General features: G+C 40.6%; 18 protein-coding genes. 3 read left to right on the top strand and 15 right to left on the bottom strand.

Going from position 1 to position 17,937, the window contains the following annotated elements:
- Positions 1-23 precede the first annotated feature (23 nt).
- The 13 genes from B9A18_RS15700 to B9A18_RS15640 all read right to left on the bottom strand — a co-directional run bounded on the left by B9A18_RS15700 (position 24) and on the right by B9A18_RS15640 (position 10,342).
- Positions 24-248: a hypothetical protein gene (locus B9A18_RS15700; RefSeq protein WP_084290272.1), complete on the bottom strand. Its 225-nt coding sequence runs from the start codon at positions 246-248 to the stop codon at positions 24-26.
- Positions 245-871: a conjugative transposon protein TraK gene (gene traK / locus B9A18_RS15695; protein ID WP_084290271.1), complete on the bottom strand. Its 627-nt coding sequence runs from the start codon at positions 869-871 to the stop codon at positions 245-247. Before traK ends, B9A18_RS15700 begins: the two co-directional genes overlap by 4 nt.
- Before the next feature lie 3 nt (positions 872-874).
- Positions 875-2,071 (bottom strand): conjugative transposon protein TraJ, encoded by a 1,197-nt coding sequence (gene traJ, locus B9A18_RS15690; RefSeq protein ID WP_084290270.1) that lies wholly within the window; start codon positions 2,069-2,071, stop codon positions 875-877.
- Positions 2,072-2,077: 6 nt separating this feature from the next.
- Entirely contained in the window at positions 2,078-2,704 is a 627-nt protein-coding gene (locus tag B9A18_RS15685; RefSeq protein WP_084290269.1) for a hypothetical protein, read from the bottom strand.
- Positions 2,705-2,708: 4 nt separating this feature from the next.
- On the bottom strand, positions 2,709-3,359 hold the full coding sequence (locus B9A18_RS15680) for a hypothetical protein (protein WP_084290268.1): 651 nt from the start codon (positions 3,357-3,359) through the stop codon (positions 2,709-2,711).
- On the bottom strand, positions 3,346-4,044 hold the full coding sequence (locus B9A18_RS15675) for a conjugal transfer protein TraI (RefSeq protein ID WP_084290267.1): 699 nt from the start codon (positions 4,042-4,044) through the stop codon (positions 3,346-3,348). Before B9A18_RS15675 ends, B9A18_RS15680 begins: the two co-directional genes overlap by 14 nt.
- A gap of 14 nt (positions 4,045-4,058) precedes the next feature.
- Positions 4,059-4,439, bottom strand: coding sequence for a hypothetical protein (locus B9A18_RS15670; protein ID WP_084290266.1), 381 nt, complete (start codon positions 4,437-4,439; stop codon positions 4,059-4,061).
- A gap of 34 nt (positions 4,440-4,473) precedes the next feature.
- Entirely contained in the window at positions 4,474-6,939 is a 2,466-nt protein-coding gene (locus B9A18_RS15665) for a TraG family conjugative transposon ATPase (protein WP_084290265.1), read from the bottom strand.
- The gene (locus B9A18_RS15660) at positions 6,936-7,271 is read right to left on the bottom strand and encodes a DUF4133 domain-containing protein (protein WP_084290391.1); all 336 of its coding nucleotides are present in this window, start codon (positions 7,269-7,271) and stop codon (positions 6,936-6,938) included. Before B9A18_RS15660 ends, B9A18_RS15665 begins: the two co-directional genes overlap by 4 nt.
- An 85-nt stretch (positions 7,272-7,356) precedes the next feature.
- Positions 7,357-7,647, bottom strand: a complete 291-nt coding sequence (locus tag B9A18_RS15655; RefSeq protein ID WP_235005340.1) for a DUF4134 domain-containing protein — start codon at positions 7,645-7,647, stop codon at positions 7,357-7,359.
- 172 nt (positions 7,648-7,819) lie between these two features.
- Positions 7,820-8,311 (bottom strand): hypothetical protein, encoded by a 492-nt coding sequence (locus B9A18_RS15650; protein ID WP_084290264.1) that lies wholly within the window; start codon positions 8,309-8,311, stop codon positions 7,820-7,822.
- 146 nt (positions 8,312-8,457) lie between these two features.
- Complete coding sequence (locus B9A18_RS15645) at positions 8,458-9,417, bottom strand: RteC domain-containing protein (protein WP_084290263.1); 960 nt, start codon at positions 9,415-9,417, stop codon at positions 8,458-8,460.
- A gap of 301 nt (positions 9,418-9,718) precedes the next feature.
- Positions 9,719-10,342, bottom strand: coding sequence for a helix-turn-helix transcriptional regulator (locus tag B9A18_RS15640; protein WP_084290262.1), 624 nt, complete (start codon positions 10,340-10,342; stop codon positions 9,719-9,721).
- 574 nt (positions 10,343-10,916) lie between these two features.
- Between B9A18_RS15640 and B9A18_RS15635 the strand changes: the two genes are divergently transcribed.
- The 3 genes from B9A18_RS15635 to B9A18_RS15625 are packed head-to-tail and all read left to right on the top strand — an operon-like array spanning position 10,917 to position 17,003.
- On the top strand, positions 10,917-14,111 hold the full coding sequence (locus B9A18_RS15635; RefSeq protein ID WP_084290261.1) for a SusC/RagA family TonB-linked outer membrane protein: 3,195 nt from the start codon (positions 10,917-10,919) through the stop codon (positions 14,109-14,111).
- 9 nt (positions 14,112-14,120) lie between these two features.
- Positions 14,121-15,509: a RagB/SusD family nutrient uptake outer membrane protein gene (locus tag B9A18_RS15630; RefSeq protein ID WP_084290260.1), complete on the top strand. Its 1,389-nt coding sequence runs from the start codon at positions 14,121-14,123 to the stop codon at positions 15,507-15,509.
- A 9-nt stretch (positions 15,510-15,518) separates the two neighbouring features.
- Positions 15,519-17,003, top strand: a complete 1,485-nt coding sequence (locus B9A18_RS15625; protein WP_084290259.1) for a TlpA family protein disulfide reductase — start codon at positions 15,519-15,521, stop codon at positions 17,001-17,003.
- A gap of 85 nt (positions 17,004-17,088) precedes the next feature.
- Here B9A18_RS15625 and B9A18_RS15620 read toward each other — a convergent pair whose 3' ends face one another.
- Both B9A18_RS15620 and B9A18_RS15615 read right to left on the bottom strand, forming a co-directional pair.
- On the bottom strand, positions 17,089-17,400 hold the full coding sequence (locus tag B9A18_RS15620) for a hypothetical protein (protein ID WP_084290258.1): 312 nt from the start codon (positions 17,398-17,400) through the stop codon (positions 17,089-17,091).
- Entirely contained in the window at positions 17,387-17,875 is a 489-nt protein-coding gene (locus tag B9A18_RS15615; protein ID WP_084290257.1) for a MauE/DoxX family redox-associated membrane protein, read from the bottom strand. The genes B9A18_RS15620 and B9A18_RS15615 overlap by 14 nt, the downstream gene beginning before the upstream one ends.
- Positions 17,876-17,937 lie beyond the last annotated feature (62 nt).

Here is a 17,937-nt window from a genome sequence, read left to right as displayed (position 1 = left end):
GTTTTCAAAATGGCTTCGCCGTTTTAATTGTTAAAGACCTGCGCAAGCAGGTAAATACAATAGCCACCGAATAGGATGCAAAAACCAATAAGTAGCAAACGCCAGGTTTTAACAGATATGCCAGCGGTTTTACTACTCAGGTAATCGGCTACCTTTCTTTGAGCTTTCACAATTTTATCCGCTATTTTTTCAGCTGTCTGCTCTTGCCCATTGCTTAGCTTGTCTTTGGTCTGTCTGAATATGTTCATGGCTGCATCGCTTTAGGATTGATATCAGTATTGATTAGCGTTTCCCATTTTTGGATCAAAAAGCCATGTGGATTGTTGTCAGTTTGTGCCTTTAAATCTCTGACTTCACCCTGGGTAACCAGCTTCCGTGTAACGGTACTGCTTGCCCGAATGAGATTTTCTGTAGCATAACAGGTAAAAGTGTAGGGGTAATTGTTGATGTTCAGCCGGATGCTGTCGATATTGATCTCCTGGGAAATATTTGCTGAGATCAGGTTGTTGTAATAACCCGATTCTTTTAAATTGTCATGCTGTTTTTTAGCGGATTCATCGGCCAGGTAGAGGGCTTTGGAAACGCGGGCTTGTATAGCCTTGTCGTCAGGACTTAAAGTAAAAAAGTACTGGTGAAAGGTCTTGATATGATCCCTCAGCTCTACTTCCAAATTACTTTTCTTATCTGATGCGATGGCTTCCAGCACCTTGCCATTATATAGTATATATATACGTTGACTGTTGTTATGTAGGACCTGGCAAAATTTATAGATACCAAAACAAATAGTCAGGAGATTGGCAAGCAGGAAAAAGATACTAAATCGCTTGATGTGCTGAAAAGCACTGTCTATATTTTTAAGTTGTGTAAACATAGGTTAGGAGTTTTTAGAGTTACCTGATACTTTATCTTTGAAATAGTCATTGCCTGCTGCTTCTGCCATACCCTGTGAGAGGTTGGATCTTGCGTTATCGAATCGGTCTACGATCATACCTGCAGCGCCTTGAGCTGCTCCAACAGCTTTATTAGTACCACCCGTTACAAGCGTGTTGACTTTTTGGAGCATGGCATTTCCGCCACCAGCATGAACAATATAATTGGCTACATTAGGTACAGTGAAATAACCGACTATACCAATCACCAAAAACACAAGATAGCTCGTGTCCTGGGCACTGAAAAAGGTATCACCTTCTAGTCCGATCTGTGATATGTCTATTTTTAGCATGTTTTCCTGTATCTTTCCGAGAATACTGCCAAAGATGTTGGCAACAGGCAGCCACATAAAAATGTTAACGTAGCGGGCAATCCAGACGGTTAAAGTATGCTGGAAACCATCATACACGGCAAAGCCAAAGACCAATGGCCCCAATATGGCCAGCACGATTAAATAAAAGGTGCGGATGGTGTTGATACAAAGGGCTGCTGCCGCAAATAAGACCTGCAATACCTCACTCATCCATTGCTTAATGGTATTGCGAAAATTGTAGCTCTGTTTGTCCATCCAGAACTTTACATCATTACCCAATCCTTCAAAAACACCTTCTTTATCACGTTCTGGGTCTTTGGGATGGGTAAATTTGTACCACTTGTTGCTATCGCCATAGCCGCTGTCTCCTACATACATTTGCCATTGTTTGCTTTTTTTTACTGCAGCTTCTTTTTGTTTCAGCAAGGCCTCAATCGCTCGATTTGAGTCTTTCACCATCCCGCCAGTTGCGCTAACTATAGGTTGAAGAATGCCGTTCATAACTCCGATCACCATGGGGAAAAGTAGGATGGCCATGCCCAATGCAAAGGGGCGAAGTAAAGGGTAAAAGTCCACGGGCTCGGCATTGGCAATGTTGCGCCATACCCGTGAAGCGATATACCATAAGGCACCAAAGCCTGCCAGGCCTCGGGCTACCCCAATAAGCTTACCACATAAGGGAAGCATGTCGTTGTAGACATTATCCAGTACCGGTTGCATGCCATTGATCGAGCCAGCGAGGCCGCCACCACTCTGCGCATAGGCAATAAAAGGCAACAACGTGGCCAGTACCGCAAATAATACGGTATTAAAAATTGATCTGTACATGATTGTTTAGTTAGGTTTATAAAATTGTTGAAGCCCGGAGATGTCAGCCTTTTCCCTGGCACGCTGAAGGTTTAGGATGCTTGTCTTTTGATTAAATGACCGTAAAAACATCAGTTTATCTTCCGTATCTGCAAAGATCCGGTCAATGGCCTGCAAGCGTTCATCGTCAGACATGCGCAGTTTGTTCGCTGTAATGACCATAACCAGTTGATCTAGGTTATCAAGGCTCTGGTTAAACAATTGGGAATAGACCTTGCTTAAATAATCTAGCTCGGAAATGGTAAAATTTCCACCGGAACGGAACCGATTAAAAGCCGATTTATACTCAGATACAATATCCGACTGGTATGTGATGATGTCCGCAATCCGACGGTATTTCTTTACTTCAGGGCTAACCAGCATCATAGCATCTAAAAATACTTCGTGCAGAGAGAAATTGCCTTGAGCAATATTTTTCACGGAGTTATATCCTTTGGATACTACTTCATAGCCTTTTTTCATATCCGAAAGGATGTTTTTCATCTGGCTGAGTTTTTCCACATTTAACAGCAATTGCTGTACTTCCTGCGATTGACCGTAGCTGATTCCGGCAAAGGCCGCCATCAGCATGAATATTAAAATGATCTTCTTCATGGGCTTATTCTTTAAAATGAAACATTCGGATCATGGCATCGATCTCATTTCGCTCTAGCTCCCGCTGACGGATCAGCTGTACAGCCTCAGTACAAAAAGATTGCGTAAAGGTGGATTTATCGAGCATGTTTTCATAAATACTGTTCAGTCTGACTAAGCGCTCATCATCCTTCATTTCCAGTTTACCGGAGGTAATCACCAATAGCAACTCTTCCAGATCTGTAAAACAATCTCTAATTACCTCTTCATACACTAAAGTGATATAGCCCAGCTGATCAGCCGACAACAAAGGCGTATTTTTAATCCCACCAAAGGCTTTTACAATAGAGATTTGCAAGGCGATGATTTCAGCAATACGGACATCATTACGAATGGCTGGGCTAACCTGCTTTAGTGAACTGATAAATGAGTTATGCAGTTTAAATTCACCGTTAGAAATATCCTTTACCGTTTGCAAACCTGAACCTACGATATCATAGCCTTTTTTTGCATAGCCGATGTATACCTGTAAGGCTGCAATCTGTTGCAATAAATACTTTTTCTGTGTTTTCTTTTGAGAAAACCATTCTGACCAGGTCTGTGCCTGAAGAGTGGGAGCCATGACCATCATTCCTAAAAACAGACATAAGGCGAGTTTTAGCTTACTGGACTTCATAGATCTCTTTTATTTTTTTAACCTCCAGTGCAGATTTGGAACGTTGGATGCTGAGGGTTACATTCTGTTCATTAAATTGACGTAAATCTGCATAGTTCTGATCCATTTGCTGCGCCGCTTCGCTGATCAGTTCCAACCGTTTGGCGTCAGTCATTTGCGTTTTGAAAGAATTAATGACCACAAATACCTGATCTAAGTTTCGGATACTGGCATCCAGAATGCCCCTGTAGATTTCTTCCATGTGTAGCAGTTCATCTACACTGAAATGTTTGTCCTTTTTAAATAAAGTGCTGGCCCAGTTGTATTCTTTCACAATCTCAGCTTGCGTCTGGGCCAGGTCTTTGATCCGCTTGTAAGTAGAGATCAGTGACTTTACTCTATGCAGCTCATCATAATAACCTGCATAGAGCTTTCGCTGACGTTCTGTCCAGTCAGAGATCTCGGTCAGCTTCAATTTGGACAATTGATTTTCAATTACCTTTTGTGCATTCTGTAGCCAGATGGTTTGATTCTGCAAGCGCTGTACCTTCAGGTCAACGGCTTTGATTACTTTTTTTACTCCTGCTTTGATCACTTCGGCAATGGCCAGCTGTGCATTTGCCCCGGTGGGCAATGCAACCAGCAAAGTCATGGCACTAAGGGGCAGGACAACCATATAGGTTCTCATATATTTCTTAATTCTCATTGTAAATAAATTTGTTAATTGATACGCTGGTATTTGCTGTTCTCAAGCATTAATACCCCCTTATCAGGGTCAAATGAAATCACCCTCGCTTTCTTGTTTTCAGTCATGCTCATCGAGCCTATATCATATTCTGCTTTCCATTCTTCGCTTTCCTGTTGTAATTTTCCGGGCTTGCCAGCCTCATTTTTTATTCTGAAACCTGTTTTACGGTGAATCAGGTAGTGCCGTTGCTGCACATGTTCCACCTCAAGGGTATCATCAGCGATACTGAATTCGCCTTCGGCATGATTGATATAAGTGCCATCTAGGCTGGGCTGGTTACCGTTATTGCAGGCATTAAATAGGATGGCTGCAATAGCCATGATAAAAAACTGGATTTTTGAGAATGATTTCATTGGATTAGATTTTTGTTTTTTAAAGATTAAACGGTTATAAAATGGTAATTCCGGTACGGATCTCCGCTGCGAGGGCGGTGACCCCTTTGACGATGTCTCCATACCTTGCGGTAAACTCCTGGACTTTAAGTTTTTCTGTTTCTTCGGTTGTGTACACCAAGTACTCTTCAAGACTTAACTCGTTCCGGTAAACATTTAGGCGCTGACCACCCTGATCGATGAACATTTCACGGTATACTTTACCTTCCTCATTGGCCTTGTTGAGCGATAGCAACAGCGTTTTTGCTTTCTCGGATAAGCCCAGCACTTCCTGTACTTTATCGAATTTGTTCATGAACTTGCGCATGTCTAACAGTATTTTTGTATCTGAAAGATTGATCACCGTTTCTTTGATGATGGGGGAGGAAATCAGATCATCAACCTCCTGGGTAATGAGTGCCGCAATCCCATTGAACTTCCGAACTGTTTTATAGAGGTAGCGGATAAAATTAGCCATGCCACTCTTGGCAATGGCTACCCAAGCTTCATCAATTGCCAATATCTTACGTTTGCCTTTGAGCTTGCGCATCTTGGAAATGAACATTTCCATAATGATAATAGTCACCACCGGGAACAAAATCTCGTGCGATTTGATGTTGTCCAATTCGAAAACAATAAAGCGTTCATTCAGCAGGTCAAGGTTTTCTGTGGCATTGAGCAAATAATCAAATTCACCGCCCTTGTAATAAGGATTTAAAACATATAGGAAGTTTGAAAAATCAAATTCCTTTTCCTTTACGTCTCCGTTCTTCAACACCACCAGGTATTCTTCCATCAGAAAATCGTAGAAAGAATTGAAGCCAGGAAACACATCAGGATATGTTGTTAAATGTTCATAGTATAAGGTAATGGCATTGGAGATCGCTACGTATTCACTGCGGTTATAGCTCTCGCTGTCTTTCTTCCACAAAGCAATGAGCAAGGTTTTCAGGCTTTCCTTTTTCTCGATATCCAGTTCGTCCCCTGCGCCGATATAAAAAGGATTAAAGCAGATCGGATCTTTTTCTGTGTAGGTAAAATAATAACCACCTACCAAATCGCAAAGGCCTTTATAGCTTCCACCAATATCAATAGTCACACAGTGGGTACCATCCTCATACAGGGTGCGCAGCATATGGTTCATAGCTGTCGATTTACCTCCGCCACTTCCACCACAGATAAATAAATTCCGGTTGGTAATTAGTCCGGATTTCATCGGTCCGTTAAAAAGGTCAATATAGACAGGTCTTCCCTGAAGTCTGTCCCCTAAACGTAAACCAGCACCATCAGATCTGCAAGCACTTTCCATGTTCAGGAAGCAGGCGGCTTGTTCTGCGAACGTATCAAAAGTATCATTCATGGGGAAATCAGCTTCATTACCAGGCATTCCGGCAAACCATACTTGAGGGGCGCCATCGGTTTCTTGTTTGCAGGTCACATCCATAGCTGACATGGCAGCGCTGACCTTGTTTTTCAGTTCGGAAAATTCAACCGGATCATCAGCCCAAGCCAGCACATTGAAATGCGCTTTGACCGGAAGTTTCTGCGTAGCAATTGCTTCGTTTAAAAAATCATTGCAGGCATCACGGCCAATGGCGTTTTCACGGGAATAGGCAGATAAGGATTGCAAACGTAGTTTTTTGGCTTCCAACTGCTTCAGCGTTTTGCGGGGATCATCTATAAAAATGTATTGGTTAAAGATGTGGTTACAATTTAAAAGCTGTCCCAAAGGACTGGAAAAACCAATACTAAAAGTGCTGCGGTCAGTAGAGTAGGGGTCATAATTGATGCGTGAACCGCAAAATGCAGGCAAGTTTACTGCATCGGCAAGCGTGTATAGCTCTACCAGCTTTTCACCGACTCTGATCTGGTCTTTGATATGAATGTCTCGGATTATGGAATGCTGACCAGGGTTTAACAAGAAGCAATATTTTTCAATGATGCCTGGTTTGTTTGCTGTTCCAGCTAGTTCATCATCAGTCAGCCGCTGCAAGCGTACACCACTGCTATCCGAAAGGATACGCTGAAATTGTCCGCAAGCTGATAAAAAGTTTGCAAACCGTTTTTCATCCTGCATCTGTACCGGGGCAATGGATTTGCGCAGGATATTGGAATAGGACGAAGAGGAGAGTTTTCTACTCGCGGGTTTTTGAGTCAGAAAGATAAAACACTCATGCGCTAAGTATGGTCGCCCCTTAAAGAACTGATCCGAAGCATTGGACAAAATGCTTTTAATGCTTTTTTCATCAATAGTCCTCGCTTCTGCTTTGGTCACCCAATCTGCTTTATGAAAAACTGTACCAGGAGTTAACACCCGCAAAGCCTTAACAAAAGCCTGGTGTCCTGCTTCAAATTCCGCTGTGGATTGTGTGCCGATTTCCGGTAAAGTCACTCTATATGCAATGGTCATATCACCCTGCATGGAGATCATTGCATGATTTTCTACCTTCCAGATGGGAAGTATTTTTTCGACCTCTATCATCTGCCTGCCTTTCCTGATGTTCTCAATACAGTAAACACCCGCCTTGATTTAAACTTCACATATTGTGGCAAACTACTCTTGGCCATAAACTTGCTTAAACCATGTACGCCGAAACGTTTAGAAAGCGATGTGACGGTAAAGAACAGACCTGATCCCAGACCTAAAATCAGTGGTAAGATCACCGGAAGCGGAATTCCGGCTATGTAGAGTAAGGCAAAGGATATCAGCAATAAAACAAGCCCCACAGCGAGGTAAGCAATGTACTGACCATAAAGTCCGCGGAATTCTATTGGTTTCCCAATCCCTTTATTAATTTGATATATTGAACTCATAATTTTAGAATTTTTATTCATCAGCGGACGAAACTCCTTGCCATTGTTCTTGCATTGTGCTTCGCCCGCAATGAATTAGTTATCGTTATATGCCAAAAAATGATTTAAGCACGGTCGCTACTACCACAAGGAAGATACAAGAGCCAAACCATGCCGCCGCCACCTTGTTGGTGTCCGGCTCACCCGCATTCCATTTATTAAATACTTTTACTGCACCAATCAAGCCTACAACCGCACCAATGGCGTACATCAGGTCACATCCGGTATCAAAATAGCTGACCACTTTTTCAGTTGCTTCTCTGATGCCCGCCTCGCCATCTTGTGCGAATAATGACAGGCTGGAAAGCAGACTGTACACGCAAATCGTTATTGCCATTAACCAGCCCCTGGCCATCAATCCTTTCCTGAAGTTTTCCGTAGCCGGAACACACTTGTTTTTTTTCTTCATGTTTTTAAATTGTCTATCGTTTCCTAATTGGCAGCTTCTTGCTGTCATTTCTTAATTGTTTGGAAACAAAGGCAATCTGATTACATGAGCGTTAGTTGTATTAGCTCCAAATATTCTCCAGCTCCTGATCGCTCAATTGAAAAGGTACATGCTCAGAAATAAATTCATTCAAATCAGCTAATGCTGAACTAGAAGCGATTTCAGGATATTTATCCTTAAGCATTTCAAACAGAGAGAAGAAGTCTTCTTTTGTGCCATCTTCACTGGCAATAATTTTGCAAATGGTTTTGATCTCTTCCCGTAGTTCGGGTGGATCTTCCAGCTGATCCGGATATTCATCCCTAAGTTCTCTTTCGGCAAAAGAGAAGTCTTCGGCCTGTACAATACTTACCCCGTGTTCCATTGCCGGTTTACCCATCAGGTTGTCCTGTTCATCTAGTTGATCGAACTCCTCCTCCCAAGCATGCGGCAAAGGAATCGGTGATAGTGGTTCCGATTTTCTGTAAAACAGTATCCAGACGAGGAGATACCAGATCAGTGTCAGGATGGTTGCGGCAAGTAAAAAATCCTGCCATGAAAATGCTTTTAACATATGGTTTTGCTTTTACCCCTAAGCTCCATTGCTCCGGGATTCGAAAGCAAAACTCTGAAAGCAGTGAATTTTTAAATGGTGACTTTTTAGGGGACTCCCTTAAAGTTTTTTTTAAAGGAGTTCCCAAGTCACAAAAAAGATTGATTTTAACTGCTTTTATTTTTTGCATCATCAGCAGTTTTCTTTTCAGTAGCTTTTTTCTCCGACAGTTTCTTTCTTTTTTCTGCCCTTAACCTGCGAGCTTCTTCCTTATCAGGATCGTATTCATTCTTGCGGTCAATCCGGTTCAATATTGCATCCCGTAACCTGTCAGTAAAATCAGTCTTGCTGATGATTTTTCTAGATTCAATTTCATCAAATCTACGGTGTGGTTTCTTTATACTGATATGCAGATGTTCCTCCATCCATTCAAATATTTCCACTAAGCTCGCCTTGCCATCATTTAGCTGTCCTGTATCATGTAAACTGAAACCTAGCTCCACGGCGTTAATTGCATCACCTGTCCAGCGCAGTTCCCTACGGCTTTTACGTTTCACAGGTGATTCGTGCATAAAGGGTAAAGGCGTACGCAACGCTTCCACCAGATAATTCTGCAACTTTTCAAAGGCAATGAACTTAGCAAACAAGTAATCCATCGCCGTAGAAAATTCAGGATCTGGATCAGGCATTTCCGGCACCATTGCTAATGGAATATCTGCACCACGAACAAAATACAAACTGTCTAGCTCAACTGCATTTGAACGATAATATTGGTACAGAAAGGCATATTGCTGGAAAAACCGGTGAATTAGGCGAAGCTCATCCTCCAGAAAAGACCGTATCATATCAATAGTGCCCACAGGCTTGTTCATCTCCACATTGTACACCTCAAAAGCAAAGATCTTCTCCGCATAAAATTTGGGTTTGATGTGTTTAAAGAAATGGATTTCTGTAGCCTGTGAAGTAAAGGGGACATCCAGTACCAACTGACGGAGTTCCGCCATAAATTTACGAGAGAGGGCTAAGTTCTCCGCAAGAGATTTAACAGGATTGGTACCACCAGGCACAGAACCACTCAGCGAACTAATAAACTGCACATACAGCTTTTCATAGATTTCATACTTCATAAAGGGATTAGTTTAGATAAATCCCGTAACCAGCCAGTTGACGGGCTCTTAATTAAATCACAGTTACGGAGAAGAGTAGAATTTTTTGCATACGCTATTACTTAAAGATTACACTAAAAGTATAGACATAGAATTCCAAAAAGAGCAAGGGTTTGCCCCCAAATTGTAATTATAAGGGTAAACCCTTAGACAAGGTTAAAATCTAAATACAGAAATTATGCGTGTGTATGCGCTAAGAAAAATGTGTGGATTTGAGAGAAATGGAAATTACAGTTTGTTAAGCTATTAGAAGGTCTGGTGGTTATTTTTGCCCCAAGCTTAGTACTAACTTTCCAGCTTTAGTGGTGTAATACTTTTGGTCAGGTCTGTTAGGAGTTGTTGGGTGAGTCATGACTGTCCATTTCGAACTTATTAAGAAATCCAGTAGAGTTTCAAAGTTCGGAGTAGTAGACTTTAGTTTTATTTTTTTTAGGATTTGATTCTTAGAAACCTGATCTAGCCCTGAAGTCAGTATGAGATACATTCTCTCGATGTCATTGTCGTCAAATTTATTAGCATCTTTTGTCCCTACCAGCAATTCTACTTCATGACGAACTTGCTTAATGAGATAAGCGTGGCTCTTTTCAGAAAGTGGATTTAGCTCAACGCTACCCAATGTTAGAAACTCTTTATTAAATATATCTTCTTCATTAAGGCCAAATTTGAAAGCTGTCTCCAATAGTGCGCCAATCCTCATATTTGTTCTCCCCGCTTCGTACTTGCCATATTGGCTTCTATTCAATTCAACTGCGTTTGCGAAGCTTTCGTAATTAGTATAGCCCATGCCTTTTCTTAGAATCTTTAATGAATTACCTATTGCTTGCTGAAGCTTTATTACCCTTGGGTTGTCTGATTTCGTTACTTTCTTTTTAGGTCGATTTTCCATTCATAAATCAACATTTAAAAAGTGTGAAATATTACTCCTTTAAGTGTGTAAAATATTTTGATTTGCAATTATTTATGTTTATAATTGTGTGTATAATGAAATTTAAAACAAGTTAATGTTTAGAATTTAGTTAAGTATAATTTAAAGAGTCTCGTTTCCCAATCCTCACAATACAATTCGAACACGAGAACGATAGATTATGCCTGCATGTCTTAATATGCTATATTTGCGTCATTAAGGATGTGGGCACTGTCGTTTATGCGGAGTTCGAAGGTGTGAGGCCGGGGGATAAAGCATGGTGGCGTGCCCATCCTTATTTTAAATAATGAGACTCGTTATAAAATAACGAGCATTGAAAAAGCAGAACAAAACCATTATTCGATTTGAATATTCCCCTTCTATAAATAGGGTGGGATACTGTTTTGTCTTTTCCCATCTTGTTTCAGGCATTAGTCCATTTGAAAAACTCTTCGGTATTAAGCCTAAAAATCCGATCTAACTTCATTCAGTTTTCATTATGACAGTCTTATAATTCCTGTCATTTTTCCTTATCAACTAACTGAACTTATTTCACATGAAAAAAACGATACTATATATTGTACTGGCTGTGCTTTGCTTAATTTTTAGCGCTAAAGCGCAAACCCAGCCCTTTCTGCTTACGGGGCAGGTAAGTGACCAAGGGGGAAGAGCTATTCCAAACGCCTCCCTTCAAATAAAGGGTGAAAAGACAACTGCATTGAGCAATGAAGAGGGGAAGTTCTTCATGAAATCGACCAAACCAACGGGTATATTAACTGTAAGCCATATCGGTTATGAAGCGGTTGAATTGGATTTTAATGGCAATTCACTAAAACCTTTTAATATCATCCTTAAAGAAGATAACAGTCAACTTAAAGAAGTAGAGATCGTATCAACAGGATATCAGAATATTCCAAAGGAGCGGGCTACGGGAAGTTTCGTGCTAATTGATAGTGCCTTATTGAACCGCAGGGTCAGTACAAATATATTGGACAGGTTGGATGGTGTCACAAGTGGGTTGATATTTAACCGGAACAAAACTCCAGGCGCAAACGATTTCAATATTCGCGGAAGGAGCACAATTTTGGGAGAAGATAAGCCACTAATCATTTTAGATAACTTTCCATATGAAGGGGATATCAATGCTATTAATCCTAACGACGTAAAAAGTATTAATATTCTCAAAGATGCTGCTGCTGCCTCTATATGGGGAACCCGTGCGGGAAACGGTGTGATCGTGATCAGTACCTACAAAGGGAATTATAATACAAAGCAGAAGATCAGCATCAACACAAATATTACTATAGGTGAGAAGCCAGACCTGTTCCAAGCACCGTGGTTCTCCTCCTCACACTGGATCGAAATTGAACAATTCTTATACACCAAAGGAGCTTACACAACTGTCATCAGCAATGGATACGGTGCAATTTCCCCTGCAGTAGAGATTATGGATCAGAAAAAAATGAACAAAATTTCATATGCTGATTCTCTTAGCCGCATAAATGAGCTGAAAGCGTATGATGTAAGAAATGACATGCTGAAATATCTATATCGATCCAATGTAAATCAGCAATATGCCTTTAATCTGAATGGTGGTGGAAATCAAAATAGGTATTCAGTGTCAGCCGGATACGATAATAACCTGTATTCAAAAACTACTGACAGTTATAACCGACTTACACTAAATGCAAGTAATTCTTACCGCTTCTTGAACGACAGGATAGAGTTAACAGCCGGCCTATTATTCACAAATAGCCGATCTAAAAGTAATATTTATAACTATAGCCCCGGATCACCCTATGAAAGACTAGCCGATAGTGAGGGAAAGCCTATGGCTGTTCGTAACCAGCTCAGGCTAAGCTATATTGATACTGCCGGTAAGGGGAAACTACTAGACTGGCAATACAGACCGATAGATGAAAATCTTCCTGAAACACAGTCAGGTTTAACCAGTTACACCATAAATGCAGGATTGAATTATTTGATCATAAACGGACTAAAAGCTTCGGTGCTATATCAATATCAGCTGCAAACTATTGAACAAAAAACAGCACATCTGAAAGATTCCTTTTACGCAAGGAACCTGATAAACCGATTCAGCTCAATTAACTCCACAACCAGATCTGTACTAAGAATAATTCCTTCAGGAGATATTTTGAACGACCTCAGAACCAATTATCAGTCAAATAATGCAAGATTTCAATTGAACTACGATACCTACATGACAGAAGACCACCAGATCACTGCGCTTGGAGGAATCGAAGTACGAGATAACCATTCTGAAAATATTGCTCAGACTTTATACGGTTACAATGAATCTATCGGAATCAATGCCAATTCGACCATTGATTTTACAAGAGACAATCCCTTGTATTACAATCCCGCAAGTTCAGAACGGATTGATCCTGGGCAAAGTACAGGGTATATTTTAGACCATTACGTTTCTTTCTATTTCAACGGAGCCTATTCCTTTAAAGAAAGGTATGGGCTCTCTTTTAGCATCAGGAAAGATGAATCCAATTTATTTGGAGTAAAGCCAAATCAAAAAGGTGTACCCTTATGGTCAGCAGGATTGCTATGGAATATTAGCAAAGAAAGTTTTTATCGGGCGAAGTGGCTTCCTTATCTTAAACTCAGGGCAAGCTATGGATATTCAGGAAATGTTAGTAAAAGCATTTCGGCCTACTTGACCGCAAGCAGTACAGGGCCCAATGTATACGGACCCGTATATGGCAGGATTGTCAACCCCCCAAATCCTTCTCTAAAATGGGAAAGGATTAAGGTTATAAATCTCGGGCTGGATTTTGCCAGCAAAAAAAACGTCATTTCCGGCAGCATTGAGCCTTACTTTAAATATGGAATCGACCTGTTTGGTGAAAGTCCCCTTGCTCCGCAAACTGGCGTAATAACCTATAAAGGGAATTCTGCAAACACTGTGACAAAGGGTATAGATGTAACGATCAACACGATCAACCTCAATGGCGCCATCAAATGGAATTCAAATATTCTGTTTAGCTATAACCAGGATAAGGTTACTAAATATTTGGTCGCAGCGGGCACGAATTCGGCAGTGACCTCAGCGGCCTACAACAATCCAATAGTGGGAAATCCATATTTTGCTATTTACGCTTACAAATGGTCAGCTTTAGATGATAAGGGTGATCCAATGGTAATATACAATGGTACACCGAGTAAAGCCTACAGCGTAATTTCCAGCTCATTAGATAGAAACAACATCCGATACCTCGGATCACTTGTTCCTACAAAATTTGGGAATATCCGCAATATGTTGTCTTATAAGGATTTAGAGTTGTCGGCGAATATTACTTATAGGCTGGGGTACTACTTTAGACGCATATCACTAGACAATGCAGCGATTTATGGTACCAAAGGATTTCAAAGTGAAGTAGACTATGACCTGCGCTGGCAAAAACCAGGAGATGAAAAAAACACCTCGGTACCCACATTGATGTACCCGAATTCAGCACAACGCACCAATATCTATACCTATTCAGATATTCTGGTTGAGAAAGCAGACAACATCAAACTCCAGGATATAAGGTTTTCAGTTCAGTTAAAAAATCCTTTCAAGCATGCCATTTCCAGCTTGCAAATGTATGTCTATGTCAATAACATCGGCTATCTCTGGAAAGCAAACAGCTATGGCTTGGACCCGGATAACTTCAGACAGGACATTACTAGTTTTTCCTCACAGAAAACAATAGCCCTGGGTTTAAAAGCAAACTTATAACAAAACGATATGAAACTACTAATTCACCAATACTGCATATATCTGGCCATTCTCGTGTCATTTACAGCTTGTAAAAAGGACTTTCTGGACGCCAAACCATCCTCGGATATACTTGCCCCGGCCACCCTTGAAGAACTGAACACTTTACTTGAAAATGTAAACGTGACGAACAAAACAGGTGCCCTGGCACAAGTCTCGTGTGATGATTACCGTATTGTATCCGATCAGAACTTCTTGTCCTTACCCACAGCCACGGAAAGGAACGCCTATTTGTGGCAAAAGGAAATCTATGAAGGAGAAAGCAGCAATGACTGGAACATTCCATTTAGCCAGATTTTCTATGCCAATAGCGTCTTGCAGGTAATCCAGGAGAAAAATCTGGGAAAGTTAACAGAAAGCAATATCACCAAAGGATGGGCATACTTTGTCAGGGCCTATGCACTCTTTGACCTTGCCAGGAATTTCGCTCCAAGCTACAGGCTGGAGACCGCGACTACAGATTTAGGTATTCCCTTAAGACAAAGCGCCGGTGTTGATCAAATAATCCCCAGATCTTCTTTGCAAGAAACATTTGATCAGATCCTTAGTGACCTGACTTTAGCTGGTAATCTTCTTCAAACGAATATCCCCGAAGAAAACAGGAACAGGCCGTCTAAAGTAGCTGCGTTGGCCATGAAAGCACGTGTTTATTTATACATGGGTAATTATACAGATGCAGAGCGCTACTGTGACAGCACTTTACTATTTCACAATAAATTGATTGATTACAATGCGATTAGTAGAACTTCAGATACTCCCTTTGGATACAATTCTGATGAAGTGATCTACCAATCCACCCAAATTGTTGCCTATGGTCTGAGTTCAGGAGTCGGGAACCCAATGTTGTCTATCGAAGTAAATCCCGATCTGTATCGTTTATATGCATCCGGCGATCTTCGAAGAACGATCTATTTCAAGACTAATTCCTTAGGTAGGATCAATATGAAAAGGGGTTACATTGGTGCGGGGATTTATAATTTCACAGGACTGGCAACCGATGAAATTTATTTGATTAAAGCGGAATGCCTTGCAAGAAGGGGAGCATCAGAACAAAGTATGGAAGTATTAAACGGTCTGCTGATCAGGCGCTTTAATAACAAAGACCTGTACGTATCCCTAAAAGCCACTTCTCCATCGGAAGCGCTTACGCTGATACTTCAGGAAAGAAGAAAAGAGTTGATCTGGCGGGCTTTGCGCTGGTCTGATCTAAAACGTCTGAATAAAGAGGGAGCTAATATCACCCTGACACGCACAATCAACAATATCACCTATACACTTCTTCCGAATGATCCGAGATACGTATTCCCAATTCCGGATCAAGAGATAAACTATAGTGGAATTCAACAGAATATCAGATAAACCAATATCATGAAGACTAAAATTTTAGCGTTGCTAATGACAACTGCGATTACAAACATTGAGGCTCAAAGTATAAAGGATCAAGAACGGAGTGTTGATGCTCCATATTCTATCAAACTGGAAATCCTGGAGAAAAACCATTCATCAGCCGTACCCACCAAGCTCTCTTTGGAAGTTTATGAGTTCTTTAGTGCTTATGGAATAAAAGCAAACCAATCCATTGTTGAGCAAGATATCCGTGGGAAGAAACTCACAAAGTCGCTGGCTATACCTTCAGCGGTTAGTTTTCTGCAAATCAGGTATAAATTTGGCAAGAGTTATGGTAAGTTTTTCGGGGGACAACGCGCTTACCTGATTGAAGATGGAGATGATTTTACCTGTGAATTATATCCGGATTCGGTTTGGTTCCATGGAAAAGGTGCTCTGAAGATGAACCTTCAAACACAATTGTTTAAGCTATTGATTAAGTACGAGGATAGGAAAACTGATATCTTTAATCCTAATTACTTTGAGGATGAGATGCGGCTTTTTAACCGGATAAACAATGAACAAATCGAACTACTGACCAGATATAAAGGATTGGTCAGCGACAAGGTATATAATTACCTATATCATCAATGTACCGGATCAGAAAACTTTAGAATGTTAGCCATAGTAAGAAATACGGTGTTGAGTAACCTGCCAGAATCGTCTGGGCGGGCAATGGCATTTTACAGCAAGCATATTGCTGGGGCACGCTTCGAAAACCTCAGTGATAGCGTACATATTTCCTCTACCTTCATGGATTTTCTCTATCTGAAAGAGAAATTTGATTTTGAACTTATCTCAACAGATACCGCACATATTAATAAAATTGGAGCTATCACCTTATTCAGCAATATTAAAAAAAAATATAAAGGCAATATAAGATCGAGGTTGTTCGTCATTGGGTTTTCAGATCTGGCAAAGAGGTACAGTGATGTCCTTGGATACTTAGATACTGCGATCCACTCCTCAAAGAATACGGCTTACTTCAATCTGCTGCAAAAATTGAGCAAGTCCTTGACAAATGGGCAAATGGCATATCCATTTGAACTCCCGGATTCAAGCGGTAAACTCCTTAAACTCGAAGATCTAAAAGGAAAAGTTGTAATAATGGATTTTTGGTTCACCGGGTGTATCGCTTGTAAAGTGCTGGCAAAACAAATGATACCTATTTTAAAGCATTTCAAGGGGAAAGACGTTGCATTTGTGTCAGTAAATGTTGATCATGCTAAAGAAACATGGTTGAAATCCTTAAGAAAAGGAGAGTATACGCACGAAGGTAATTTTGATGTTTTTACCGACGGATTAGGATATGGGCATCCAATTTTAAAGCACTACAATTTCAATTCTTATCCAAGACTGATCATTATCGGTCCTGATGGCCGGCTGATCTCGGCTACGCCACCAAGACCGGTTGATGATCAGCATTTAAAAGATTTGATGAAACTAATTGAAAGCAATTTATTATAGAAAAGTTTCGTCGACTCTAAAGGAAAGAAAATCCCGGTAGTATATCAAAAGGGAACTGCGGATCTTCACGGCAGTTCCCTTTATTCTAATTAAAATAGTACGCTTCTGGAGAACTTTCCTCAGCTGGCGATAATTGTGCTTCTTCATTTGCGTCCAAATCTGGGCCAAAATCGGTCGTTGGTGAGATTAACACACAGTCTTTAGGGGCTCCAGGTGTACATTCTTCAAAAACAGGAGAACCTGTAATAATTCGGTATACATCATCGGTTGCATCCAGTCCGTAATAGAACGGCGCCAATTTGGTTTGATCTGTTTTTTCAGTATTTTTAAAAGCACTGAATCCAAAAGCAAGAACTGCTACCAGCAATCCTGAAGCTAATTTTTTAATATTTGTCATTTTGTTTTATTAAAGATTTATATTGATTGTTTTTTATTAACCAAAGTGCAAATGCAGCCAGACCAACAAAGGCCAGATTAAATACCACATGTTCACCCCAGCTTAACTTTTCGATGAGCAAATTACAATGACAAGGCAGCTTTTCAGACCAGAGCAGCATACTTCCAATGTAAATCGTAAATACCATCATTAACCCTATAAATCCATAAAGTCCCCACTTATGTGTTTTAGGGATGATTAGAAATAAGGATACCACAATTTCAGCAACTGGTACAGTCCAGGATATAAGCCATGCATAGTGGCTTATAAATGCCACTTTCAATAAGCCATTCATAAATCTATCATGCTCCTCAATTTTAGTATAGGCAGAAGTCAGGAACAAAAATAAACAGGTTAAGACTATACCAAAAGCCAGGTGTTCCCGGATCGTATCGGTAAATTGAAACTTATCTTTACTAATGATTGTACTTGCCATTGTTTTAAATTGTAATGTTCATCAATATTATATTTTGGTGGCTCCACCACCTGCAGGTACGT

Source organism: Pedobacter nyackensis (assembly GCF_900176505.1).
Classification (GTDB): Bacteria; Bacteroidota; Bacteroidia; order Sphingobacteriales; family Sphingobacteriaceae; genus Pedobacter; species Pedobacter nyackensis.
The sequence above is the reverse complement of the archived record's forward strand: the minus strand, read 5'-3'. Positions and strand labels throughout refer to the sequence as shown.

Bases quoted from the DNA above. Each gene is read 5' to 3' on its own strand.
- B9A18_RS15675 (WP_084290267.1), bottom strand. From the start codon at position 4,044: ATGAGAATTAAGAAATATATGAGAACCTATATGGTTGTCCTGCCCCTT.
- B9A18_RS15680 (WP_084290268.1), bottom strand. From the start codon at position 3,359: ATGAAGTCCAGTAAGCTAAAACTCGCCTTATGTCTGTTTTTAGGAATG.
- B9A18_RS15685 (WP_084290269.1), bottom strand. From the start codon at position 2,704: ATGAAGAAGATCATTTTAATATTCATGCTGATGGCGGCCTTTGCCGGA.
- B9A18_RS15630 (WP_084290260.1), top strand. From the start codon at position 14,121: ATGAAACTACTAATTCACCAATACTGCATATATCTGGCCATTCTCGTG.
- B9A18_RS15635 (WP_084290261.1), top strand. From the start codon at position 10,917: ATGAAAAAAACGATACTATATATTGTACTGGCTGTGCTTTGCTTAATT.
- traK (WP_084290271.1), bottom strand. From the start codon at position 871: ATGTTTACACAACTTAAAAATATAGACAGTGCTTTTCAGCACATCAAG.
- B9A18_RS15700 (WP_084290272.1), bottom strand. From the start codon at position 248: ATGAACATATTCAGACAGACCAAAGACAAGCTAAGCAATGGGCAAGAG.
- B9A18_RS15620 (WP_084290258.1), bottom strand. From the start codon at position 17,400: ATGACAAATATTAAAAAATTAGCTTCAGGATTGCTGGTAGCAGTTCTT.
- B9A18_RS15645 (WP_084290263.1), bottom strand. From the start codon at position 9,417: ATGAAGTATGAAATCTATGAAAAGCTGTATGTGCAGTTTATTAGTTCG.
- traJ (WP_084290270.1), bottom strand. From the start codon at position 2,071: ATGTACAGATCAATTTTTAATACCGTATTATTTGCGGTACTGGCCACG.
- B9A18_RS15650 (WP_084290264.1), bottom strand. From the start codon at position 8,311: ATGTTAAAAGCATTTTCATGGCAGGATTTTTTACTTGCCGCAACCATC.
- B9A18_RS15665 (WP_084290265.1), bottom strand. From the start codon at position 6,939: ATGATAGAGGTCGAAAAAATACTTCCCATCTGGAAGGTAGAAAATCAT.
- B9A18_RS15660 (WP_084290391.1), bottom strand. From the start codon at position 7,271: ATGAGTTCAATATATCAAATTAATAAAGGGATTGGGAAACCAATAGAA.
- B9A18_RS15670 (WP_084290266.1), bottom strand. From the start codon at position 4,439: ATGAAATCATTCTCAAAAATCCAGTTTTTTATCATGGCTATTGCAGCC.
- B9A18_RS15615 (WP_084290257.1), bottom strand. From the start codon at position 17,875: ATGGCAAGTACAATCATTAGTAAAGATAAGTTTCAATTTACCGATACG.
- B9A18_RS15655 (WP_235005340.1), bottom strand. From the start codon at position 7,647: ATGGCAATAACGATTTGCGTGTACAGTCTGCTTTCCAGCCTGTCATTA.
- B9A18_RS15640 (WP_084290262.1), bottom strand. From the start codon at position 10,342: ATGGAAAATCGACCTAAAAAGAAAGTAACGAAATCAGACAACCCAAGG.
- B9A18_RS15625 (WP_084290259.1), top strand. From the start codon at position 15,519: ATGAAGACTAAAATTTTAGCGTTGCTAATGACAACTGCGATTACAAAC.